This window comes from Marinobacter sp. C7, from assembly GCF_022343555.1.
In the GTDB taxonomy this organism is placed as follows: Bacteria; Pseudomonadota; Gammaproteobacteria; order Pseudomonadales; family Oleiphilaceae; genus Marinobacter.
The window spans coordinates 721,168-745,316 of record NZ_JAKQZH010000002.1; the positions used below are offsets into that span (position 1 = coordinate 721,168).

General features: G+C 60.4%; 21 protein-coding genes. 15 read left to right on the top strand and 6 right to left on the bottom strand.

Going from position 1 to position 24,149, the window contains the following annotated elements; genetic code table 11:
- Positions 1-4: 4 nt before the first annotated feature.
- From MD273_RS13190 to MD273_RS13210, 5 genes are all read right to left on the bottom strand, one after another.
- On the bottom strand, positions 5-1,429 hold the full coding sequence (locus MD273_RS13190) for an alginate export family protein (RefSeq protein ID WP_239038247.1): 1,425 nt from the start codon (positions 1,427-1,429) through the stop codon (positions 5-7).
- 5 nt (positions 1,430-1,434) lie between these two features.
- On the bottom strand, positions 1,435-2,805 hold the full coding sequence (locus MD273_RS13195; RefSeq protein ID WP_239038248.1) for a tetratricopeptide repeat protein: 1,371 nt from the start codon (positions 2,803-2,805) through the stop codon (positions 1,435-1,437).
- A gap of 15 nt (positions 2,806-2,820) precedes the next feature.
- The gene (locus MD273_RS13200; RefSeq protein WP_239038249.1) at positions 2,821-3,990 is read right to left on the bottom strand and encodes a PilZ domain-containing protein; all 1,170 of its coding nucleotides are present in this window, start codon (positions 3,988-3,990) and stop codon (positions 2,821-2,823) included.
- Between the two features lie 62 nt (positions 3,991-4,052).
- Positions 4,053-5,531, bottom strand: coding sequence for a glycosyltransferase family 2 protein (locus MD273_RS13205; RefSeq protein ID WP_239038491.1), 1,479 nt, complete (start codon positions 5,529-5,531; stop codon positions 4,053-4,055).
- 88 nt (positions 5,532-5,619) lie between these two features.
- Positions 5,620-6,930, bottom strand: a complete 1,311-nt coding sequence (locus MD273_RS13210) for a nucleotide sugar dehydrogenase (protein WP_239038250.1) — start codon at positions 6,928-6,930, stop codon at positions 5,620-5,622.
- A 665-nt stretch (positions 6,931-7,595) separates the two neighbouring features.
- On the opposite strand from MD273_RS13210, the gene MD273_RS13215 reads away from it, so the two are divergent.
- The 15 genes from MD273_RS13215 to MD273_RS13285 all read left to right on the top strand — a co-directional run bounded on the left by MD273_RS13215 (position 7,596) and on the right by MD273_RS13285 (position 23,216).
- Positions 7,596-8,396, top strand: a complete 801-nt coding sequence (locus MD273_RS13215; protein ID WP_239038251.1) for an SDR family NAD(P)-dependent oxidoreductase — start codon at positions 7,596-7,598, stop codon at positions 8,394-8,396.
- Positions 8,397-8,406: 10 nt separating this feature from the next.
- Complete coding sequence (locus tag MD273_RS13220) at positions 8,407-9,612, top strand: acyl-CoA dehydrogenase family protein (RefSeq protein ID WP_239038252.1); 1,206 nt, start codon at positions 8,407-8,409, stop codon at positions 9,610-9,612.
- Positions 9,612-10,637 carry a phosphotransferase family protein gene (locus MD273_RS13225; RefSeq protein ID WP_239038253.1) on the top strand — a complete coding sequence of 342 codons (1,026 nt, stop codon included), beginning with the start codon at positions 9,612-9,614 and terminating at the stop codon, positions 10,635-10,637. Before MD273_RS13220 ends, MD273_RS13225 begins: the two co-directional genes overlap by 1 nt.
- Positions 10,634-10,996, top strand: coding sequence for a DUF6285 domain-containing protein (locus MD273_RS13230; protein ID WP_239038254.1), 363 nt, complete (start codon positions 10,634-10,636; stop codon positions 10,994-10,996). Before MD273_RS13225 ends, MD273_RS13230 begins: the two co-directional genes overlap by 4 nt.
- Positions 10,997-11,021: 25 nt before the next feature.
- Entirely contained in the window at positions 11,022-12,641 is a 1,620-nt protein-coding gene (locus tag MD273_RS13235) for a long-chain-fatty-acid--CoA ligase (protein ID WP_239038255.1), read from the top strand.
- 130 nt (positions 12,642-12,771) lie between these two features.
- Positions 12,772-13,995, top strand: coding sequence for an ABC transporter substrate-binding protein (locus MD273_RS13240; RefSeq protein ID WP_239038256.1), 1,224 nt, complete (start codon positions 12,772-12,774; stop codon positions 13,993-13,995).
- A gap of 77 nt (positions 13,996-14,072) precedes the next feature.
- On the top strand, positions 14,073-14,942 hold the full coding sequence (locus MD273_RS13245; protein ID WP_239038257.1) for a branched-chain amino acid ABC transporter permease: 870 nt from the start codon (positions 14,073-14,075) through the stop codon (positions 14,940-14,942).
- Positions 14,939-15,886, top strand: coding sequence for a branched-chain amino acid ABC transporter permease (locus MD273_RS13250; protein ID WP_239038258.1), 948 nt, complete (start codon positions 14,939-14,941; stop codon positions 15,884-15,886). Before MD273_RS13245 ends, MD273_RS13250 begins: the two co-directional genes overlap by 4 nt.
- A complete protein-coding gene (locus MD273_RS13255) occupies positions 15,883-16,665 on the top strand; it encodes an ABC transporter ATP-binding protein (RefSeq protein WP_239038259.1) in 783 nt (260 codons plus the stop codon). The genes MD273_RS13250 and MD273_RS13255 overlap by 4 nt, the downstream gene beginning before the upstream one ends.
- Complete coding sequence (locus MD273_RS13260; RefSeq protein ID WP_239038260.1) at positions 16,662-17,366, top strand: ABC transporter ATP-binding protein; 705 nt, start codon at positions 16,662-16,664, stop codon at positions 17,364-17,366. The genes MD273_RS13255 and MD273_RS13260 overlap by 4 nt, the downstream gene beginning before the upstream one ends.
- A 45-nt stretch (positions 17,367-17,411) precedes the next feature.
- Positions 17,412-18,095: a TetR/AcrR family transcriptional regulator gene (locus tag MD273_RS13265; protein WP_239038492.1), complete on the top strand. Its 684-nt coding sequence runs from the start codon at positions 17,412-17,414 to the stop codon at positions 18,093-18,095.
- Positions 18,096-18,131: 36 nt separating this feature from the next.
- Positions 18,132-19,595 (top strand): NAD-dependent succinate-semialdehyde dehydrogenase, encoded by a 1,464-nt coding sequence (locus MD273_RS13270; RefSeq protein ID WP_502846061.1) that lies wholly within the window; start codon positions 18,132-18,134, stop codon positions 19,593-19,595.
- A gap of 24 nt (positions 19,596-19,619) precedes the next feature.
- The gene (locus tag MD273_RS13275; RefSeq protein WP_239038262.1) at positions 19,620-20,843 is read left to right on the top strand and encodes a CaiB/BaiF CoA transferase family protein; all 1,224 of its coding nucleotides are present in this window, start codon (positions 19,620-19,622) and stop codon (positions 20,841-20,843) included.
- 144 nt (positions 20,844-20,987) lie between these two features.
- The gene (locus MD273_RS13280) at positions 20,988-21,659 is read left to right on the top strand and encodes an START domain-containing protein (protein WP_239038263.1); all 672 of its coding nucleotides are present in this window, start codon (positions 20,988-20,990) and stop codon (positions 21,657-21,659) included.
- Positions 21,660-21,710: 51 nt separating this feature from the next.
- Positions 21,711-23,216, top strand: coding sequence for a hypothetical protein (locus tag MD273_RS13285; RefSeq protein ID WP_239038264.1), 1,506 nt, complete (start codon positions 21,711-21,713; stop codon positions 23,214-23,216).
- Here the strand turns inward: MD273_RS13285 and MD273_RS13290 are convergent.
- The gene (locus tag MD273_RS13290) at positions 23,210-24,004 is read right to left on the bottom strand and encodes an enoyl-CoA hydratase/isomerase family protein (RefSeq protein WP_239038265.1); all 795 of its coding nucleotides are present in this window, start codon (positions 24,002-24,004) and stop codon (positions 23,210-23,212) included. The two genes, MD273_RS13285 and MD273_RS13290, sit on opposite strands and share 7 nt — an antisense overlap.
- Between the last annotated feature and the right edge of the window lie 145 nt (positions 24,005-24,149).

Sequence of the window (24,149 nt, forward strand, 5' to 3'; positions counted from 1 at the left end):
TTACCTAGAATCGCTTGGAAACATCGAGAACTACGCGGTGCCGGGCGTCGTCCGCGTCCGGTCCGTAGGCGTCGCCCGGGAGAAAAACACCTCCCCGCAGTCGCACGTCCGCGGTCGCCCAGGACGAAGCGTCATCGCCGAAGTAATTCAGCACCACGTCGAAGGACTCGCCGAGATCGTCGCTGTTGCCGGTGAATCCGGGCTCGATCAGGTCAGAGGTCACGGTGCCGGACCGGTCGGAAAGCCAGTACCGGTGGTAGATGAAGTTTGCCGCCCAGTCGTCCCGGTTGGTCAGGGCGGTGTACGCCGTCGCCGTCTTCAGGTTGCTCCACTCCGGCTGGAATGCCTCGCCGAACCGGGCGACCTGGGATCGGGTACCGGTATACCGGGACCGGTTGCTTTCCAGGCCGGTCTGGTGGAAGGCGTCTGACTCATCGGTGCTCTCGCCGCCCGAGGCCATTGCGCCATGGATACCTGCGGTCCAGCGGGGACTGTCCAGAAGCTGGGCCCGGAGGCCGATATCCGCGGCCCAGCCGCTGACTTCCTGCTCCTGCCGGGACAGCACGCCGGTGTCGGATATATCCGGGCGGGACTGATCACCGTTAACCGCGGCCACGGACGCGAGGTACTGGAACCAGCTGTCGGAGTGCCAGTCGAAGTAGGCGTTATCCGCGCGGGCATTGGCCCAGGTCAGCGAATCGGTGACCCGTTCGGGTAGCCCGTCGCCGGCTTCCTGCTGCAGGTCCCGGTCATCGCTGTAACGCTCGGCGTGGGTGACCAGGAACGTGAGGTAGTGGTCCTTGTGCCATTGCCAGCGGGTCTGGGCGAACGCCCGGGCAAGATCCTGTTCCTCCACCGGCAGTTCGGTGACGTCCGTGCGGGCTTCGGAAATCTTGTTGGCGATGCCCACCGTGGTATCCAGCAGGGTGGTGTCGAAAATCCAGCGGGTCAGGGTGATGTCATCGTCCCACCACATGCCGGTATCCTCCTTCAGCCGCTCGCGGCCAAAGCGGATGGATTCACCGGGGTAGTCGGTAAGCCCGTTGTAATCGAACCAGAACTCCCTGAGCGCGAAGAAGGCGTCGGTTTCCGTACCGCCAATCTCATCACTGACGTCGACTTGCCCCGTCGCTCCGAATGCCTGCAGGCGAAGCTTGGAACGCCAGTGTTGTGAGAGTTGCCAGACCCATTCGGGCTTAAGGTCCAGTGCCACTTCGTCCGACTTGGTACTGGAAGCGGGGTTGGTGCCGAGTTTGCGGTCACCCTCGCTGATGACGCTGAGCTTGGCCCGCGTGTTGTAGTCCAGCAGTCTGGGATAGGACGCTTCGCTTTCGCCGTCCTGTAATTCCTGCGCCCAGCTGGCTGATGTACCCAGGCAGCCGAGCACCATTATCAGTCCGGCCATTCCGGTGGTTCCGTTGTTTACCATGTTGGTCAACTCCCCTGATTTTGTCTGTTTGTTTCCCCGGCCTCGCCGGACGCCTCACGGCGCGCTGCCAGTTCCCGGTTCGCCAGTGTTTCGGCAGCCTGTTCCAGGGCGCGGGGCATCTGGGGCACCATCTCCACCAGCAGTTCTCTTGCCCGTGGCAAGCCGGCCTCGTTGGCCAGCAGGGCAAAGGACCAGGCGTAGAGCTTGTTCACTTCGATGCCTTTGCCCTCCCAGAACATCTCTGCCAGCACGTAATCCGCCTTGGCGTACCCGCGCCGGGCAGCCTTGAGCAAATAGTCCCTGGCCTTGCGGGGCTCTGGTTCGCCGAGATATCCCCGCTTGTAGATCCGGCCGAGCAGGTAGTCTGCCGAGGGGTACTTCTCCCTTGCTTCGAGGGCGTATTCGATGGCCTTGCGGGCGTCGATCGGGACGATTCGTCCCCGCTCATACACCCGGGCGAGGGTCAGAGAGGCTTTGAGGTCGCCCTGACTGCGGGAGGTCTCCAGTAAGCGGATGACCTCCTCCGCGTCCGCCAGGTAGGTGTTGTCCATGATCAGCCGGGCCCGGCCGGTGATCGCAGGCACATAGTCCGGGATCAATAGCTGGTATAGATCGTTGGTCACGGCGACCTGTTTGGCGGGCGATTCGTCGTCCGACAGCCAGCGGGCAAACACGTACAGGTCACGATCGTCGATTTTGCCCTGCTCCCAGGCCTCGCGGGCCCTGGTGACCAGGGCGTCGAAACGGTCGTTCTGCCGTTCTTCGAGGTAGACCCGGGCCAGAATGATCAGGCAGTCCGGGTGGGAGATGGCGATCGGCTCACACAGGGACACGATCTCGCCTGCCCGTGCCTGGAGCTGGCCGTTCATGATGTAGTAACGCGCCAGGGCCAGGTCGCCGGACGGGTCACCTTTCTGCCGCGCGCGCTGGATCCACTGCACCGGGTCGGCTTCGGGGAATTCCCGCGGGTGATCGAGGTAGAGCTCGATCAACGGCATCAGCGCGCTGTCATCGCCGGCCGCCATGGCTTTTTTCAGGTAAAATTCGCCCTTTCCTCGCTGGGTAACGCTTTTGCCGTCGCGGGCATACAGCTTGCCCAGGCGACTCAGGGCCCGGTCACTGCCTTGCTCCGCAGCTGCCTGATACCAGTGCAGAGCCTTGCGGAAGGCCTCATCCGAGTCTTCATCGGAGTACAGGTCGCCCAGCTCAACCTGGGCGTCGGCGAGCCCGAACTCGGCGAGCTTGGTCAGCTCCGCCCGGGCTGCGCCAAGGTTACCGGCCTCGGCTTCCCGCTCTGCGCGCTCCATATCCGGGAGGCTGCTGCAACCAGCGATTCCCAGCATCAGGAGCATTGCTGTTGACGCCTTATGGATCATGGCCGGTGGCTCCAATCAGTTGCCGGATACTTGGTTGACGACGCCTTCCAGCGAGGAAAGCTGGAACACATCAACCGTCACGCCGATAGGGCGTCCCACCGATTCGATCGGCAGGGGATTCTCCGCCTGAACCAGGGCGTTGATGGCGGTGCCCGGCTGGTTGGGTGTCTCGGCATCGACGTAGAGCGACTCGATGGTGCCCGCACGGGTCTCGCCGCCCGCCAGGTGCAGGGTGACGCTCTGGCCTTCCTGGAGGTTTTCCCCTTCCGTGAAGTTGAATCGGGCGATGACGTGGGCGGAAGCATCGGTCGGGACCATCACCGCGATCTGTTCACCCTTGCTCATGTACTGGTCCTTGGCGGGCAGCAGGTTAAGTACCTTGCAGTCGCACGGACTGGTCAGGGTGCCCCGGACGCTCTGGCCCAGAAGTTCCTCGATCTGTTCGACGGTGTAATTGCCGTTACCTACCAGATCGTTGACGTAAGCGAGCATGGGCGCATCGAAGGTCGCGATGGGCTGGCCAGCCTCGACCTTGTCGCCAGGCTTGACCAGGGTAGTGACCTTGCCATCCTTGGGCAGGCTGACCGGTATATCCTCGGAGGCCACCATGGCGGTTTCTGCCTTGGTGACGAAATAGATCTGCCAGAGCTGGTAGCCGATGAAGGTGACCGCGATCAGGCCAATGCCCATCACCACCAGGCTCACGATCATCGCCCGGGCACTGGCGAAGAATCCGAGCGCCTGGCTCGATTTGCTCTTGCGTGCCTTGGTGAAGTTCTCCCGGGACAGGGTGTTGAGGACGTCGCCGGCAGAGACCAGCTCACCACTGAGAAAGGAAGTGATCAGGTAGCGCAGGACTGAAACTTCGCGCTGGCCCAGGTTCTGGAATTCACAGCCACAGCGGTCACTGTCCTGCCCCATGTTGCGGGGCACGAACTCCACTTCCACGGCCATGTCCATGCCATCGACCTTGAAGACCAGGCGGCCGTTATAGACCTTCCCGCGACGCAGGGACTCATTGCCCAGGCGTATGCAGAACCCACCGGCAGAGAGATCTTCCAGTGGAAAGCGCACCGGGGCGCCGTCGAGTTTCACGAAGAGCGTCGCCGGCATGCGGACCCTGGCGAACTGCCTCTGTGCTTCGGATTCGTGTACAAACTGCGGTGCAATCGCTGCCGTGTTCATTACTTTGACCCTTGAGTGTTAGCTGTTTTGGTAATGCTTCGTTCCCGGTGACGCGGTTGGCGTCACACGATGAACATGACGGTTGCCAGGAAAACGCTGGAGGCAGAGAACGTCATGATCCGGGAAGACCATCGGTTCATGCGTTGCTGGAACGACGCCGAATCCGTGCTGTAACTGGTTTTCTGGCGAGTCCAGGACTGCCGGTCGAGCCGGAAGAACACATAGATTTTCATCAGGGACCCGAAGATCTGGTTGAAGTACAGGATCAGCGGGTAGGCCGGCCCGACCGGGTGCCCTGTGGCCAACAGCATGGCGCTCAGCACCAGGCGGGTAAGGCCGATCCAGAGCAGATAGGCAATCAGGATCACGCCGGAGTACTTGATCGCTGCCACGATCGCGGCGGTCAGCCCCAGGATGCTGGTCCACATGGAGATCCTCTGATCCCAGAGCACGTACCAGGTGAACCAGCCCAGACGCCCCGGCCCCAGCTTGGTGGCCCGGCTGTTCTGGCGGAGGTTGTTGCCGTACCACCGGAACATGAGCTGCCTGGCCGAGCGGATAAAACTCGGATCGGGTGGATGCTCGACGGTATGGATAGAGGCATCGGGCACGTAAAAGGTGTCGTAGCCCAGGCGCATCATGCTGTACCAGCTTGATTTGTCATCGCCGGTCAGGAAGCGGAACTGCCCCAGCCGCCAGTGTTTGAGTGAGTCGTACTCGACATCGGAGATGAACTCGGGGCGGGTCACCACGCTGGCGCGGAAGACCGACATCCGGCCGGTCAGCGTCAGGACGCGCCGGGAAAGACCCATGGAGCACATGTTGATGTGCCGTTGCGCGAAACGCAGCTTGTGCCACTCGGACATCATGTAGCTGCCTTTCACCTCACAGAATTCGTTGGTGGTCAGTGCACCCACCCGCGGCATCAGTTTGAAATAGGGGGCAGTCTTGCGGACCACGCCGGGGTCAAGAACGGTGTCGCCGTCAACGACCGCAACGATGGCGTCGTCATCGGGAATGGCGCGGGAAATGGCCCGGAAGCCATAAGCCAGGCCGTCGCGCTTGCCGGTGCCGGGAATCCGGACCAGATTCAGCTGGACCCGCTCCGGTGGGTTCAGTTTCCGCCAGAGCGAACGCATCAGCATCTCATCGGACAGTTCCACGATGGAGGCGACCACCGTGGTCGGCCAGCCGCAGTCGATCGCTTCCCGGATGATGGACTCGTAGACCTGGGCAGTCGTGGCGGCATCGATCCGGAAGCTGGTCACCATCAGGAATACATGGGACGGTGCGGCCTCATCGCCGAGCTTCCGTGCCTTGCGGCGCAGAATCGGATAGGCGTGGTGCAGGAAGTACATGCCCCGGACAAAATGGGTGATGCCCACGGAGTAACGCCAGAGGCCGATCCCGCCGATCAGCAGGATGAAATGCGCGCCGCCGGGGACAATAAACTCTCTGGGCAGAGCGATCGCAAGCGATCCCAGCACTGCCACGTAAAGGCACCAGCCTCCGGCGCGCGAGAATGGGTTGTCCGGAATCATCGACATGGCCGAGGTTCTCCAGGGTTCATCAATAAGGACCGTTTGCGCGGCCCCGGCGCACTGCGCTCGCCGGGGCCCTGGCCGGGGTTTACCAACAGATGCCTTCGAGCACGTCGTTGGTGGTGGTTTTCATGAAGCCCACCAGGTCCACGACCCGCTTGCCTTCGGGCACGTCGGCGATGACGGTTTCGAACAGCTCGTCATTGTTGCCGACCACCAGTACATCGCCATGCTCGATGACGCCCCGGAGATCACCGTCCATCAGGTTCGAGAGATGGGGGATCTTCTGATTGATGTAGTCGCGGTTGGCGCCATAAGTGCGGGCGTAATCCACGTTGCGATCGAAGATCCGAAGGTCGTAGCCCTTGCCGATAAGAAGCTCGGCAAGCTCCACCAGGGGGCTTTCCCGAAGGTCGTCGGTGTTGGCCTTGAAGCTCAGGCCCAGCATGCTGATCTTGCGACGGCCGTAGCCGGTGACAATATTGAAGGCCTTGGCCACCTGTTCGTTGTTGCTGCTCATGATGGAGCTGAGCAGGGGATGTTTGACGTCCATCTGGCTGGCCCGATAGGTCAGGGCGCGGACATCCTTGGGCAGGCAGGAGCCGCCGAAGGCAAAGCCGGGACGCATGTAGTAACGGGAGATGTTCAGCTTGTTGTCCACGCACATCACGTCCATGACATCACGGCCGTCGACGCCCATGGACTTGGCGATGTTGCCGATTTCATTGGCGAAACTGACCTTGGTGGCGTGCCAGACATTGCAGGTGTACTTGATCATTTCCGCCACTTCGATGGGCTTGCGGATCAGAGGTGCGTCCAGGTCACCATAGAGTTCCGCGAGCAGCTCACCGGAGCGGTCGTCGAGCTGTCCGATGACGGTCATGGGCGGGTGGTCATAGTCCTTGATAGCGGTACTCTCGCGGAGGAATTCCGGGTTGACGCACACACCGAAGTCCTGGCCAGCGATTTTGCCGGAGGTTTCCTGCAGGATCGGGATGACCACATCCCGCACCGTGCCGGGCAGTACGGTGCTACGAACCACCACCAGGTGCCAGCTGTCCTTCTCGCGCAAGGCTGTGCCGATGTCCCGGGAAACCTTCTCAACAAAGGTCAGGTCCAGGTCACCATTGGGTTTGCTGGGGGTGCCCACGCAGATCATGGACATTTCGCTGTCCATGACTGCGGCAAATCCTTCGGTCGTGCCCGCGATGCGGTTTGCCTCAACACCCTCACCCAGCAGCTCCTCAAGCCCCGGTTCCACAATCGGCGACTTACCCTTGTTGATCAGGTCGATCTTGACCGGGGACACGTCCACCCCGATGACCTCATGGCCGCGACGGGCCAGGCTCGCCGTACAAACGGCACCCACATAACCCAGACCAAAAATGCTTACTCGCATGGCTATCTGCTCCCTTGTTGTTCCGGAAAGGTTTCCCCGTATTGCCGGTTTCGGCGTTACTTTCCGAAAAACGTCAAAAAAATGGTGTTTATGAGGTTGTCTGCCAAAGCCGATCAGCCCTGGCGTTCCTCCTGCAGAAAAAACGAACAGTCCCTATGTCTTTGGGTGGTCAGGTTCTGAACAGCTTTCCGCAGTCCTTTTGCTGTTTCGGGCCCAGGAAAAATCTTCTACGCTGGCCCTGAAACAGTTTTAAAACGTACAGAAACAAATGATTAAATGCCTGTTACACAATGATAATTTTGATTTGTAGCGACGATTTACATGTAGATTTTTGTGAGTGAGGTCGAGGTTGACAGGTGCTATCCAACTGGTTGATTTCCGGTCGGGTGAGAGGCGAGAGCGTCGCGTTTGATGGCACAAATGAACGTCAAATAATTGACGAATGGGGTGTCAGCAAATTCTTTTTATCTATGGTTTCGGGCGGGATCATTTCAAAAATGTCTTAAAATTTCCGTTCTTTCCGGGAACTTTCTGAACCGTTTCCTAATAGTCATCTCCGGGGTGGATCTTTTTTCCAGGTTTGTCGTGTCCGCGCACCCCCGATTGAAATTGGGGCTTGAATATTTCGAGCGCTCGTTCTATTTTTGCCTTCCGGAGGTCGAGATATGAACAATTCCAATAACGCGAACCCTGGTAATACAAACTGGTCCCTGGGCGTTGACGGTAAGATCGCCCTGGTCACCGGAGCCGCCGGCGGTCTGGGTCACAGCTTTACCCGGTGCCTGCTCGAGGCCGGTGCCACAGTCATTGTGAGTGGCCGCCGCCGCGAGGCGCTGGAGTCCCTGAAGAGCGAATTTCCAGAATATTCCGGTCGGATCCATGTGGTCACCATGGATGTCACCGACGAGGCGAGTGTCACCGAAGCCTTCGACACCATGGCCGATGACGTCGGCATCCCGGATGTGGTGGTCTCCAATGCCGGTGTTGCCACCAGCAAGAAAGCACTGGACCTGACCGGCTCCGACTGGGACCGGGTAGTCGACACCAACCTCAAGGGCTGCTGGCTGGTCTGTAACGAGGCGGCCCGCCGTCTGTCCGCCATCAACAAGGGCGGCAGTATCATCATGATTTCTTCCATTCTCGGTCATCGCGTGGCTGGCAACGTAGCGCCCTATGCGGCGGCCAAGGCCGGTGTTGAGCAGCTGACCCGGGCGCTCGCGCTGGAGTGGGCGCGGTACGGTATTCGCGTAAATGCGTTGGCACCGGGCTACATCGAGACCGATCTGAACCGAGACTTTTTCGCCAGTGAGCCCGGCCAGAAGATGATTCGCCGCATTCCCCAGCGTCGCCTTGGGCAGGCGAGGGATCTGAGCGGCCCCTTACTGCTGCTGGCCTCAGACTATTCCGACTACATGACCGGCAGCACTCTCGTGGTGGATGGCGGACATCTTCAATCCTCGCTGTAAGGAGCAGGCTGTGGACTTTAATCTGAACCCCAGGAACGAGTCATACCGGAAACGCATCCGGGACTTTGTGGAGCAGGAGCTGTTGCCGCTGGAACAGAACCCGGAGGCGTACGACGAGCACGAAAACATTGCGCCGGAACATCTGGAGCAGATGCGCGCCAAGGCCAGGCAGCAGGGCCTTTGGTGCCTGCAGATTCCGGAGCATCTCGGTGGCCAGGGCCTGGATATCCAGGGTATGGCAGCCTGCTACGAGGAAATGAACCGGTCCATCTTCGGGCCGGTGGTGTTCAACTCAGCGGCCCCGGACGACGGCAACATGATCGTGCTGGCCAAGGTTGCCACCGAGGCCCAGCAGGAGCGTTGGCTCAAGCCCATCATCGAGGGAAAAGTCCGGTCGTCCTTCGCCATGACAGAGCCACCTCCCGGCTGTGGCTCGGACCCCGGGATGATGCAGACCACCGCAACCCGCAAGGGCGACCGCTGGGTGATCCATGGTCACAAGCATTACATTACCGGGGCCGGTGAGGCGTCCCATTTCATCCTGATTGCCCGCACCTCCGAAGACACCCGCAAGGGGCTCAGTGCCTTCATGTTCCACAAGGACGATCCGGGCTGGGAAGTGGTCCGGCGTATTCCGATCATGGGGCCGGAGGAACACGGTGGTCACTGTGAGATCCGCTTCGACGGTCTGGAAATTCCCGATGAGAACCGGCTCATGGAAGTGGGCGATGGCCTCAAGCTGACCCAGATCCGCCTGGGTACGGCCCGCCTGACTCATTGCATGCGCTGGCTGGGGCTGGCCCGTCGTTCCCTGGAAATCGCCACCGACTATGTCGAGAAGCGCGAATCCTTCGGTCAGACCCTGGCCCAGCGTGAAGGTGTGCAGTGGTTGCTCGGCGAGGCCGCCATGGAGATCCAGATTGGCCGTCTGCTGACCATGCACGCCGCGTGGAAGCTGGATCAGGGCGATTTTGCCCGCAAGGAAGTGTCCATGGCCAAGGTCGCCGTGGCGGATACCCTGCATAAGTCAGTCGATACTGCGATCCAGCTGTGTGGCGCCCGGGGCTATTCCAAGGACACTCCGCTGGAGTGGATCTACCGTTATGCCCGCCAGGCGCGTCTGGTGGACGGTGCCTCGGAAGTACACAAGATGGTGTTCTCGAAGCTGTTGTTGTCCGAGCGAACTGACTTCTGGCACTGGGGAGTGAAGCCCTGATGTCTTCCCTGGCTGACACCTTCAGCAATTTTGTCGCCCGGCAGACCGGAGCCCGCAGCGTGCGGGTCATCGAGTTCGACAAGCTCTCCGGGGGCGCCATCCAGGACAACTTCGGGTTAACGCTGGAGCTGGAGGGCGGTGACCGGCCGGGCCGGCAGGCATTCGTAGTCCGTCAGGACGCACCCTCCGGGGTGGCGGAAAGTCTGTCCCGGCCCGAGGAATTCCGGGTTCTGCAAGCCGCGTTCAAAGCCGGCGTAACGGCTCCGGAACCGCTGTGGCTATGCGAGGACAGGGAAGTCAGCGGCCGGGTGTTCTACGTCATGACCCGGGCGTCCGGCAGCGCCTCACCACGCAAGCTGGTTAAAGGCGGTCTTACCGAAGACCAACGCCGGCACCTGGTACGTCGCCTCGGTGCCGAGCTGGCCCGGCTGCACACGGTGCGGCCACCAATGGATTCGCTGGCTTTTCTTGAGATGCCGGAAGCGAACAATCCGGCGTTAAGCCGGGTAGCGCTTTACCGCGGCTACCTCGAGGAAATCGCCGAGCCGCACCCGGTACTCGAATGGGCGCTGAACTGGCTGGCAGACAACGCTCCCGAACCGGGCCCGATCGTTCTGTGCCACTGCGATTTCCGCACCGGCAACTACATGGTGGATGGCGACGAGCTGACCGCTGTCCTGGACTGGGAGTTCACGTCCTGGAGCGACCCCTGCGAGGACCTGGGCTGGCTCTGTTGCCGCAGCTGGCGTTTCGGCGCTGATGACCGGGAAGTCGGTGGAGTCGGCGACAAGGAGGATCTTCTGGCCAGTTACCGGGAGGTGAGTGGTGTTGATGTGGATCCGGCAGTGGTCAGCTACTGGGAAGTCATGGCGCTGGTGCGCTGGGCCCTGATCGCGTTGCAGCAGGCGCGCCGGCACATGTCCGGCGAGCAGCGCTCGCTGGAACTGGCCCTCACCGGGCGCATGGTGGCCCAGATGGAATACGACCTGCTGAACCAGATTCCGGAATTGGAGGAGGGGCAATGATCAACGACCCGGATACCCGAGATCTGCTGACCGAGGCCCGCGAGGTACTCCTGGATTCGCTGGCCCCGGGACTGGCGGGTGAGCAGAAATACCAGGCTTTGATGATCGCCAACGCCATGGGCATGGCCATCCGGGAAATCGAGCAGCGGGCTGAGGGTGAGCCCGAAGCCACCGACCGGGTGCTGTCACAGTTCCTGGCGGGCCACCAGTTGCCGGATGACCCCTTGCAGGGTGAGCAGACCCTGGCCCGGGCCCTCCGCGAGCGCAGCCTCGATGGCGATGATCCGGAACTGAGATCGGTCCTGAGAGGCCTTACGGAGGCCCGTTTGCGAATCAACAATCCGGGCTTTCTGAAGTAATCCGGACAGTCCAACACGGTGCGATATGAACAAGTACAAGTACAAGAACCTGAACAAGACCGCCGCCAATCATTCCGCCCTGACACCGCTGACCCTGCTGCAGCGCTCCGCGCGGGTCTACCCGGACAAGCAGGCAGTCATCGACGATGACATGAACCTGTCCTATCGGGACCTGTATCGCCGTTGCCGGCAGATGGCGGACGCCTTGCGCGCCCGGGGCATTTCGCCTGGTGATACCGTCGCGATCCTGTGCCCCAATAGCCATGAGATGCTCGAGTCCCACTACTCGGTGCCTATGGCCGGGGCGGTACTGAATGCCATCAACATCCGTCTGGACGCGGGCACCCTGTCATTTATTCTGGCCCATGGCGAGGCCCGGGTCCTGTTCTACGACACCCAGTGGGAAAACCAGGTCCGGGCCGCGATTGCCGAACTGGAGGTGCCACCGCTGCTGGTGGCCATCGAGCGCAAGGCCGGTCCCAGCGAAGGCCTGGCCGAACTGGACTATGAGTCCCTGCTGGCGGAGGGCGACCCGGAGTCAGCCTGGACGCAGCCGGACGACGAGTGGGACGCCATCACCCTGAACTACACCTCCGGTACCACCGGTAACCCCAAGGGCGTGGTCTATCACCACCGCGGGGGCTATCTGGCCGCGATGTCGAACGCCATGGCCTTCGATATGACCGCGGAGACCGTCTACCTGTGGACCCTGCCCATGTTTCACTGCAACGGCTGGGCCTATACATGGGCAATTACCGCCGTCGGTGGCACTCACGTCTGCCTGCGGGAGGTGGATACCCGGGAGATCTATCGCCGGATCGAGGACTATGGCGTAACCCACATGTGTGGCGCCCCGGTGGTGATGAACATGCTGGTGCAGGATCTCGGTCGCGAGAATCTGACCCTCTCACGGTGCGCCCGTTTTGCCCTTGGCGGCGCGGCGCCCCCCAGCAGTGTGATTCGCAAGGCGGAGGAAATCGGTTTCGAGATCACCCACCTCTATGGCCTGACCGAAACCTTCGGCCCCTCCACCCTGTGCGTGCCTCAGCCGGAATGGCAGGAACTGCCGCTGGAAGAGCGGGCCGTGAAGATGTCCCGGCAGGGGGTCCCCACCCACGGACTGGACGACGTGGACATCCTGGATATGACCAGTGGCGAGCCGGTGCCGGCCGATGGCAAGACCATGGGCGAGATCTGCATCCGGGGTAACACGGTGATGAAAGGCTATCTCAAGAACCCGGGTGCTACCGACAAGGCCTTCCGGGATGGCTGGTTTCATACTGGCGATCTGGCAGTCATGCACCCCGACCGCTACGTCGAAATCCGGGATCGGGCCAAGGATGTGATTATCTCCGGCGGTGAGAATATCTCCAGCCTCGAGGTGGAGGAGGTTCTGTATCGCCATCCGAAAGTTTCCGAAGCGGCAGTGGTAGCCATGCCCGACGAGAAATGGGGCGAGGTGCCCTGTGCTTTCGTCAATCCTGTCGATGGCGGTGAGGAGCTGACCGCCGAGGACATCATTGCCTTTTGCCGGGACAACATGGCGCATTTCAAGGCGCCGCGGAAGGTGGTGCTGGGCGAGCTGCCCAAGACTGCCACCGGCAAGATCCGCAAGAACATTCTCCGGGACTCCCTGTCCCGATGATCGGGCTGACCATGGTCAGCAGGAGGTTGCGATAGCGCGAACAACGCACTCAGACCTACGAAAACCGGCCCCGATGTAACGGGCCTGAAAGTTCCAGTGACAACAAAGACAAGAACACAGGAGCAATACCATGAAAACAACAAGCATGAAGAAACTGCTGGTTGCGATGACCGCAGCCGCGACCCTTGGCACTGCTGGTACCAGCTACGCAGAGGATCCGATCCGGATTGGTGGTATCTACATCCTCTCGGGCAGCGCCTCCACCTACGGTGAGTTTGCCCAGAAGGGTATTGACCTCGCAGTGAGTGAAATCAATGCCTCCGGCGGCATCCTCGGGCGCCAGGTGGAAATGATCTACGAGGACAGCCAGGGCAAGGCCTCGGTGGCCATCCAGGCTGCGCGGAAACTGGTCTACTCGGAGAATGCCGATGCCCTCGTGGGTCTGGACAGCTCGGGTGTCGCCCAGGGCATGGTGCCGACCATGCCGGAGCTTCAGAAGCCTCTCATCATTACCCACGCGGCTACGCCGGATGTTACCGGCAAGCTCTGTAATCCGTTCACCTACCGCATCAGTGTCAACGTGGCCCAGAACATGAAGGCTGCCGCGCTGGTCGCTGCCGAGACCGATGCCACCAACTGGACCACCATCGGCCCGGACTACGCGTTCGGACACCAGTCCTGGGAATTTTTCGGTAATTATCTGAAGGAGATCAAGCCGGACGTAAACCTGATGTCCGAGACCAATTTCCCACGTTTTGGTGCCGAGGACTTTACCCCGTTCATTGACCGGGTGATGAATTCCGATGCTGAGGGGGTTCTTATCTCGGTGTGGGGTGGCGATCTGGTTAACTTCATCCGCCAGGCCAACACCCGCGGCTTCTTCGACAAGGATATGGAAGTCATGTTCACGGTCGGCGCGGCGACGGAGGTTCTCTCCGCGCTGGGTGAGGAAATGCCGGAAGGGGTCCACCTTTCAACCCGGTATTGGTACGACGCCTATGACAACGAGGTGAATGATCGCTTCGTCAAAGCCTACGTTGATGCCTATGGCACAGCGCCCAGCTACAACGCCGAAGGTGCCTATGCTGCGATCTACGCCTACAAGCAGGCTATGGAAGCGGCCGGTACGACTGAGGGCTCTGCGGTTGCCGCGGCGCTCAGTGGCATGAGCATGGATGCGCCGAACGGCAAGGTGACGTTCCGGGCAGGAGATCACCAGGCCATGGTCAGCCCGAACTGGGGCGTTTCAGGCCCGATGGATTCCGAGCTCGGTATCCGGAGCCTGACCAACCTGCAGATCTTCGACGGCGAGAAAGTAGCCCGCACCATTGAAGAGACCGGTTGCAAGCTCTGATCCCATCCTTTTTAAAGCTTGCCGTGGCGCCCTTTCGGGGGCGCCACGAAACCGGCCCTAACGTAATGAGGTAATCCATGTCTGGCATCGGAGCGGCGTTGCTAAACAGTCTCGATATCGGCCTGCTGCTGTTCATCATCGCAGTCGGTCTGAATATCGTGTTCGGTGTGCTGAACATCATCAACTTTGCCCACGGGGCTCTGTATATGCTGGGGGCTTACCTGGCCTTCACGCTGATCAACCTTGTGGGGATGCCCTTCTGGGCGGCTTTGTTACTGGCACCCATCGGGGTCGCTATCCTGGCAGTCATCATCGACCGGGTACTGTTGAAATTCATCTACTCCCGGGATGTGGCTGACAGCCTGCTACTGACGTTCGCAATCCTGCTGATCATCAATGAGAGTGTCCGTGTCATCTGGGGCAGCGGGATCCAGGTGGTCCAGCCACCGCAGTTGTTGTCCGGTTCGGTGGAGTTGCTGGGCAGTTCCGTGTCCACCTACAGCCTGTTCGTGATTGTCGTTGGTCTGCTTCTGCTGGCGGGCTTGTGGTACCTGTTCAACCGCACCCGGGTGGGCCGCATCATGCGCGCCGCGGCATTGGATCGGGACATGGCGGAAGCCCTGTGTATCAATACCCGTATGGTGGTCACCGGCGTGTTTGCCTTCGGTGCCTGGTTGGCCGCCGTTGGCGGTGTGGTGGCGGCACCGATGCGGGCCCTGGATCCGGGCATGGGGGACAAGATCATCATCGAGTCCTTTATTGTGGTGGTCATTGGCGGCCTGGGCAGCTTCCCGGGAGCCTTGCTTGGCGCCATCATCCTGGGGCTGATTCACGGCTTTGGCGGCCGCTATCTGCCGGAAGTGAACCTGCTGCTGCCGTTCCTTGGCATGGCACTGGTTCTGTTGTTCAAACCTAACGGCATCATGGGCAAGGGGGCGACCGCATGAAGACCAGGATTCTGATGGGCCTTCTGGCCGTGGTGATTGCGGGGCTGATCGCGGTGCCCTGGATTGCCTCCTACTTCTATATCTTCATCCTCACCGAGATCCTGATCCTTGGCCTGTTCGCGGCCAGCTTCAACCTGATTTTCGGTTACACCGGTATGCTCAGCTTTGGGCACGCGGCCTTCTTCGGTATCGGTTCTTACGCCACAGCACTGGTACTCATCCACCTGGAGTGGCCATTCCTGGCCTGTCTGCTGGTATCCATGGGCGCCTCGGCGTTGCTGGCACTGGTGATCGGCTTCCTGAGTGTCCGGCTCAACGAGGTCTACTTCGCCATGCTCACCCTGGCGTTCGGCATGATGGTGTTCGCCATCGCCTACCAGTGGCGCTCCGTTACCAACGGCAGTGACGGCCTGGCGGGTTTCACCCTGGGTTCCTTCGGGCTGGGTCTGGATCTGACCCTGGGTAATCCGGCGGTCTATTACCACGTCGTGCTCGCCATCGTCGCCATCGCCGCGGTGGTCCTGTATCTGATCTGCCGCAGTTCTTTTGGCATGATTCTGAAGGCGATCCGCCAGAATCCCGAGCGGGTGTCCTTCGCCGGTCTGAACGTACGCACCTACCGCCTGGTGGCCTTCGTGATTGCCGGCGCCTTTGCCGGCCTGGCCGGTGGCCTGATCGCCCCGTTCCTGCGGGTGGCCAGCCCGGAGCTGTTGCATTGGTCCATGTCGGCCGAACCGGTCCTGATGGCCATTCTCGGTGGCACCGGTTACTTCCTTGGCCCATTTGTCGGTTCGGCGGTGTTCGTGCTGCTGGAGACCTGGATTACCAGCTTCACCGAGTCCTGGATGCTGGTTCTGGGCATCATCCTGGCCATGATGGTGATTTTCTTCCGCAAGGGACTGCTGGGTACCGCCCTTGATTGGTGGATGGAGGTGAAGAAATGAACAACCCGATCCTGACCATAGACAACCTGACTAAGCGTTTTGGTGGTGTAACCGCGGTCAACGGTATCAACCTGGAAGTCATGCCGAAGGAAACCATCGCCATCATCGGTCCCAACGGTGCCGGCAAGACCACCTTCTACAACATGGTGTCCGGGCGGATGCAGCCGACCGAAGGCAAGATCATGCTCGACGGCCAGGACATCACCGGACTGCCGCCCCACAAGATCAGCCGGCTGGGGGTTTCCCGTTCGTTCCAGATCAACAACATCTTCCCGGAGATGACCGTTCAGGAGAACGTGGAAGTGGTGCTTTCGGCGTACCATGGCCACAGCCGCAAGCTGTTCAACCTTGCTTCCCGCAATACCGGGATCCAGCAGGAGGCAGTGGAGTATCTCAAAAGGCTGGGCATCGACGGCCTCAAAGATCAGCGAGCCGAGGTCATCAGTTACGGTGACAAGCGCTTGCTGGAAATTGCCATGGTGCTGGCGACCCAGCCCAAACTGGTGCTTCTGGACGAACCCACCGCCGGCATGACCCCGGACGAAACCCGGCGCACCACGAAGCTGGTCAAGAGCCTGGCAGACAGCGGTGACTACACCTTCCTGATCACCGAGCACGATATGGACGTGGTCTTCAATCTGGCTGATCGCATCCTGGTCATGCATCGCGGTGAAAAGCTGTTCGCCGGCACACCGGAGGAAGTGAAGAATCATCCGGAAGTGCGTGTCGCCTACCTGGGCGAGGAAGAAGATGAAGTGGTCGAGGAGGCCAACCCATGATTCTTGAAGTTCGCGATATCCAGACCTTCTACGGCGAAAGCCAGGCGCTTCAGGGCGTAACGCTGCAACTGGACGAGGGTGAGACGGTATGCATCCTGGGCCGGAACGGTGCCGGCAAGAGTACGACACTGAAAAGCATCATGGGCCTGACGCCGCCGAGATCCGGGGAAGTGATTTTTGACGGCAAGCCGGTTCACGGTCTGCCAGCCCACCAGATCGCCCGGGCCGGTATCGGCTACGTACCGGAGGACCGCCGGATTTTCCCGGGCCTGACTGTGCGGGACAACCTGGAGGTGGCATCCTACCAGCGCAAGGGCAGTGCCGCCCGTTGGACGGTGGATGGCATTCTCAAGAAGTATGAGATGCTGGGTGAACGGGCAGATCAGGATGGTGCTACTCTCTCCGGTGGCCAACAACAGATGCTGGCGGTGGCGCGGTCCCTGATGATTCAGCCCCGGCTTTTGTTGCTGGACGAGCCCAATGAAGGACTGGCGCCTGTGATCGTGCAGCAGATTGGTGAGCTGATTGATGATCTGAGCAAGACCACGACCATCCTGTTCACGGACCAGAGCGTTCGGTTCGCCCTCAAGCATGCCCGCAGGGCATACATCCTTGAAAAGGGCCAGGTTGTGCACGAGGCACCCAGTGACGAGTTGCGCGCCGACCAGGCGACCCAGGACCGGTTCCTGTCGGTGGCGTGATCTGGCTTATAATCCCCGCCGCAGGAGCAGACAGGCGTGGTACCGATGATTGAAAACTACGAGGCATTTCGCAACGAATTGAGCATGTCCAAGGAGGACGTGGTCCGTGAGGTTTACCGCCAGAACAAGGACAGGATCAGCATCAAGAAGGAGGCGACGGCGGTCAAGAACCTGATCCGGATCATCGAGTCGACCCTGAGACTGGCCAATTCCAAGGGGTTCCATGCCATGACCCTCAGAGATCTGTGTTCGGACTCGGGCATGAGCATGGGCGGGCTTTATGCTTACATCCGCAACAAAGACGACCTGATCCACCTGATTCAGAGCCACGGGTTCACCATCACCCGCCGCACCCTGTTGCACTACACTGGCGAGGTGGATGACGTACGTGACAAGCTGTTTTCGGCGATCAAGGCGCACCTGTACCTGAGTGAACTGATGCGGGCCTGGTTCTATTTTTCCTACATGGAAGCCAAGAGCCTGCCGGCACCGGAGAAGCGGGATGCAGTGGCTATCGAGCTGGAGATTGAGGGCATCTTCCTGGGCGTCATCGAGGACGGCATCAAGGCGGGTGTGTACCGGCCAAGGAATGCCCGGCTGGTGGCCTCGATGATCAAGGCCCTGTTGCAGGACTGGTACCTGAAACGTCGGAAATACCGCGACCAGAGTGTGGCCGTTGACGACTATGCCGCCTTTGTCAGAGATGTGATCGAAAGCTATCTGCTCTGAGGGCGTTGACTCTCTCTTGTGAGGACTGTGATGACTATCAGCTTGACGAATTCCGGATTGCTGCGCGAGAGCGCCTATATCAATGGCGAGTGGCTGCAGGCCGTTTCCGGCGATGTGTTACCGGTGACCAATCCGGCCAATGGTGAACATCTGGCCACTGTGCCGGACATGGGCGCTGACGGCGCCCGGCAGGCGATCCAGGCCGCCGAGGCAGCCTGGCCGGAATGGCGGGCTCGCCCGGCCAAGGAGCGCGCGGGTATTCTGCGCCGGTGGTTCGATCTGGTGATGCAGAACCAGGAGGACCTTGCACGGCTGATGACCGCCGAACAGGGCAAGCCGCTGGCCGAGGCCCGGGGCGAGGTGGGTTACGGCGCCAGCTTTATCGAATGGTTTGCCGAGGAAGCCAAGCGGGCCTATGGCGACGTTATCCCGGGCCACGGCCGGGACAAGCGCATCGTGGTGATCAAACAGCCCATCGGGGTGGTCGCGGCGATCACACCCTGGAACTTCCCGGTGGCCATGATCACCCGCAAGGTGGCGCCGGCCCTGGCCGCCGGCTGTCCGGTGGTGGTCAAGCCGGCGGAGGATACCCCGTTATGCGCCCTGGCCCTGGCGGTGCTGGCGGAGGAGGCCGGTGTGCCGCCCGGGGTTCTCAACATCGTGACCTGTTCGAAAAGCCGGGCGCCGGCGGTGGGCGAGGAGCTGACCACCAACCCGGTGGTTCGCAAGGTGTCGTTCACCGGATCCACGCCGGTGGGTAAACTGCTGATGCGCCAGGCCAGCGGTACGGTCAAGAAAGTGAGCCTGGAGCTCGGAGGCAATGCCCCGTTTATCGTCTTCGATGACGCCGACCTGGATGCTGCGGTCGCCGGGCTGATGGCCTCCAAGTATCGCAACACCGGCCAGACCTGCGTATGCGCCAATCGCATCTATGTCCAGTCCGGTGTCTATGACGAGTTTGTCGAAAAGCTCAAGGCTGCCGTCAGCAAGATGGTGGTGGGTGCCGGTCTCGAAGGTGAAACCCAGCAGGGTCCGTTGATCAATGCCGCCGCCCTGGAGAAGGTCCAGCGGCACATCGCCGATGCCACCGCCAAGGGCGCCAGGGTAGCTCTGGGTGGCAAAGTCCACGCCCTGGGCGGTACCTTCTTCGAACCGACCATCCTCACCGACGTCACCCAGGACATGCTGGTGGCGAGCGAGGAAACCTTTGGCCCGGTGGCGCCGTTGTTCCGGTTTGAAACCGAGGAGCAGGCGATTGCCATGGCCAACGATTCGGAGTTCGGCCTGGCGGCGTACTTCTACAGCAATGACATCCGGCGTATCTGGCATGTAGCCGAAGCCCTGGAAACCGGCATGATCGGGATCAACGAGGGCATCATCTCCACCGAAGCGGCGCCGTTCGGCGGGGTCAAGGAAAGCGGCCTTGGCCGGGAAGGTTCCCGTTATGGCCTGGACGAGTTCATGGAACTCAAATACCTGTGTCTTGGCGGTATGCGCTAACGCGTCGATTACGAGGAGAATCGGATGGCAGCTCCCCTGTCGCACCTGCGTGTGCTGGATCTTTCCCGGGTATTGGCCGGCCCCTGGGCCGGTCAGATCCTGGGGGATCTGGGCGCGGAGGTGATCAAGATCGAGCGCCCGGGTACCGGCGATGACACCCGCGCGTGGGGCCCGCCCTACCTCAAGGGCGCCGATGGCAGCGCGGAACTCTCCGCCTACTTCCTGACGGCCAACCGGAACAAGCAGTCGCTGGCGGTGGATATTGCTCATCCCGAGGGGCAGGCGCTGGTCCGCAAACTGGTGGCCGAATCCGATGTGGTGCTGGAAAACTTCAAGGTCGGCGGCCTCAAACGCTATGGCCTCGATTACGAGAGCCTCAAGCAAATCAATCCGAAACTGATCTATTGCTCGATTACCGGCTTTGGCCAGGATGGTCCCTATGCCAGCCGTCCGGGGTATGATTTCCTGATCCAGGCCATGGGCGGGCTGATGAGCATTACCGGCCAGCCGGACGGCGAGCCCGGCGGCGGCCCGGTGAAAGTCGGCGTGGCCCTGACGGACATCATGACCGGACTATACGCCACCATTGGAGTGCTCGCGGCCCTCAGCCATCGGGATCGGACTGGTGAAGGCCAGTATGTGGAGGCCGCGCTGCTGGATGTGCAGGTGGCCTGCCTGGCCAACCAGGCCCTGAATTACCTGACCACGGGCAAGGCACCGGCCCGGATGGGCAATGCCCACCCCAACATCGTGCCTTACCAGGATTTCCCCACGGCCGACGGGAATATGGTGCTGACGGTCGGTAATGACCAGCAGTTTGCCCGGCTGTGCGAGGTGCTCGGGCATCCGGAATGGGCCAGCGATGAACGCTTCGCCACCAACCGTTCCCGGGTGGCCAACCGCAAGGAACTGATTCCGAAACTTAGGCAGGCCACGGTGATGCGCTCAACCCGGGAGTGGGTCGGGATTCTGGAGCAGGCCGGAGTGCCCTGTGGCCCGGTGAACACCTTGGACCAGGTGTTTGAGGATCCCCAGATTCTGGCGCGCGGCATGAAGCAGAGTGTTACTCACCCCAGGCTGGGCGAAGTGCCGACGGTGGGTAATCCGATCAATCTGAAGCTGACCCCGGTGGCTTATCGCACGGCGCCCCCGTTGTTGGGAGAACAGTCGGTTCAGATCCTGCGGAAGGTGGCCGGTTTGTCTTCGGAGGACATTGAAGGCCTTAAGGATCGCGGCGTTATTGGGTAAGTCGCAGGAGATCTTGCCAGGGCCTCCAGCGTCTGTCGGTTTGCTGGTTGAAGTCTTTTCTTTTTGTCCATGAAGAGAGAAAGGTGGTAGTTTAAAAAGTGTTCAGGTGAAGGGCTTATCCTGACCTGCGCGGGGTCATCGTCAGTGTCTATCATCGGAATACTGATTCGGTCCCTTCGTGGCACCTCCCTGTTTTACGGAGACCTGTTGAGGGCCATTGCTCCTGTTTTACTGGCCGCCCTGGCGTTCGGTGTGTCGGGTTTTGCCGTGGCGGTGGAAGTCGAACGCGTACCTCGCCAGGGCCCGGACGAGATCCACGCCACAGTATTGATTCCGGCACCGATAACTCAGGTGCTGGCCGCTCTCGAAGAACCTTGCCATCTGCGACGATGGGTGCCGAACCTGGGATCGTTGATAATCCTGGCCAGGCCACGGGAGAACCAGACCCTGGTCTATATGGCCACGGACCTGCCTTGGCCCATGCCCCCCCGCGACAGCATCACACTGTTTACCCGTCATGAAGGACCGCCCATAACCCTGGATATGCAGTCCCGGCCGAAGGCTATGCCGGAAGTGGCCGGCTATCAGAGAATTCCGTTTAGCGAGGGAAGCTGGACGCTGCGCACCGAACTTTCCGGCGCCACCCGTGTCGACTACTTACAGCGTATCGAACCGGGAGGGAGGACGCCTCAGTGGTTGTCTGATCGCGTCGGTATGGCACGCACGGCTGAACTGCTGAGTGCTCTACGAAGTTATGCCGTCGGTACCGATGTCAGCCGTTGCAGCCGTGATCGCCGCAATTCAGGCGTTCAATAGAGTTCTCGAGACAGGTCGGATACCTTGCGCACACATTGTTTCAGAACAGGAATGATCCTGCCGCTCGTGGTCGCGGTATTGGCGGGCTGCGCCAGTATAAATATTGCCACCGTGGACCAGGGGCCGATGCAAGAAAATGAGGCATTGATGCGGGAAGGCCTCGCTGATTGCCTGGTCGGATACGACGCTCTGGAAACAACGGCACGAGAGCTCGGTATTGTGGATGCAAGGCATCAGCGGGTGCAGGGCTTCCCCTATTTGCGTACGTCACGATTCCTGGCAAGTTTCGATTCGGGTGAGCTGTCCGAGGTTGCATACCTGCACTGGTTGATGCGTCAAAATGACAAGGCTGTTGAAGGCCTGCTGATGGAGTGGAAACGGCTGTCGCCGGGGAACAAAAGGCGGCTTAGCCAGTACTGGCCGGGCACCCAGACAGACGTGAAGCGCGCGCTGGGGGAGTGTGGTAAGGCGCTTGTACAATGGCAGGCCGGGTTACCCCGATTAACCGGGATAACGCCCGATGATCAGTATCAGGCCTGGAAACGCTGGGTTGGCCTTTACCCTTTGGCGGCCATTCCCTTCTATGTAGGTGTTGTTCACGAGCACGAGTACCTTCAGGAAAAACAGCGCGAGTTTGCCGATGCCAGTCCCGAAAAAATAGCTCAGTGGACGTATTATGACCGGCAGGTGCCTGCTCTCGCTCCTGATGAGGTATTGGCGCTACTTGGACGGCAGGAGTTGGATGCGCTGGGTATTCCGATGCTGGCTCCAGCCACAGAGGACCAGTTGCTTGACGCCTTTATGCCTTCGCTGGCGATCCAGCACACAGCAAATGGTCTGGCTGCAAATGACCGCCCAATCCGGCTTATAGCCGACGCCTCCGGAGCCATTCTCCGGGATGCCAGCCAGCCCACAATCTACACTCATATCAGCTACGGGCGCTATCAGGAACAGATAACGATACAACTGAATTACAGCGTCTGGTTTGCAGAGCGCAGGCCTGATCAGCGATTGGACTTGTTCGCCGGGCAGTTCGATGGCCTCACATGGCGTGTCCACGTGTCGTCTTCAGGCACTGTTCTGGGCTATGACAAGATGCATCAATGCGGCTGCTGGTATCAGTTCTTCCCCGCGAGCGGTTTCAGCGCCCAGCCGGAGCTGCCGGTTATTCAGGAACCATTCAATATCGGGCAAACGCTGCGCCCGGAGCAACAATCTACCTTGTGGCTGGAGTCCAATACTCATTATTTGCTGGGTGTACTGCCCACTAAAATGCGAAAGTCTGCAGAGCCTCTGAATGTGTTGCCGTACGCGGAACTGAGAGCTCTTGCCCGCCCGGACGGACAGTATCACAGTCCGTTCAACTCTCAGGGCCTAATGCCGGAGTCCCGGCGGCCGGAACGCTTCCTGTTCTGGCCTATGGGTATTCCGAGTCCTGGCGCCATGCGCATTCATGGTACCCATGCCATCGCATTCATCGGTCAGCGACACTTTGATGACCCCCGGATACTTGATGAGTTGGGGTTGGTATCAGACTCATTGCGGTCGGTTCAATGACCCTGAAAGCGTGGTTGTCGTTTTGCCAGAAACGCCGTCACACCCTCGGCAAAATCCTCAGTCCGGGTCATTTCCAGAAACGCGGCCCGCTCTGCTTCAAGATGGGCGGCAAGCTGATTGCCGTTGGCTCTGTCGGTCAGTTGGCGGAAAGCACCAAACGCCCGTGTGGGGCCGTTGGCGACTTTTCCGATGATCCCGTTCAGTTGTTTCTCGAAGTCCTCCTCAGGCGCAATGCTGGTGATCATGCCCCAGTCTTTCGCTTCAGGCGCGCTGAGAGTCCGCCCCAGCATCATTAACTCGGCCGCCCTGCCAGCACCGACCTTTTGCGCCAGAAACCAGCTGCCGCCGCAGTCGGGAACGGCGCCGATGCCGTTATAAGCCAGCAGAAATCTGGTGTCTTCATGGGCCACAACCAGGTCCGCCATCAGTGCCAGGCTCAGGCCGGCGCCAGCGGCGATCCCTTTCACTGCTGCGATCACCGGCGCATCCAGGCTGCGCAACAGCAGGATAGCCGGTTTGACGGCATCCAGGATCGCGCTGATTGCTGCGCCTGCCTGCTCCGATGTGCCGGCCATACTGGACACGTCTCCGCCTGCCATGAAGGCACGTCCCGCGCCTGTCAGCACTATGCAGCGAACGCCGGAAAGGCCATTGATTTCCCGCACTGCCGCGAGAAAGGCTTGCGCCAGGGGTACATTAATGGCGTTCAATGCTTCAGGCCGGTTAAAGGTAACCGTTGCCACACCGGTGTCAGGGTTGAAGACGGTGGTTACCAATCTGTTTGTCATATCTGTTTTTCCAGCCAAGGTGCATCTGAAGGTCGGTTCCCTGCGTAACCGTTAATGTCTGTCATCAGGTAACAGAATAGGAGCATCTGGCGAATGTTGCCTTGGTAGACTACTTTGAATCTGTAACCGGGCTGACCCCGGTGAC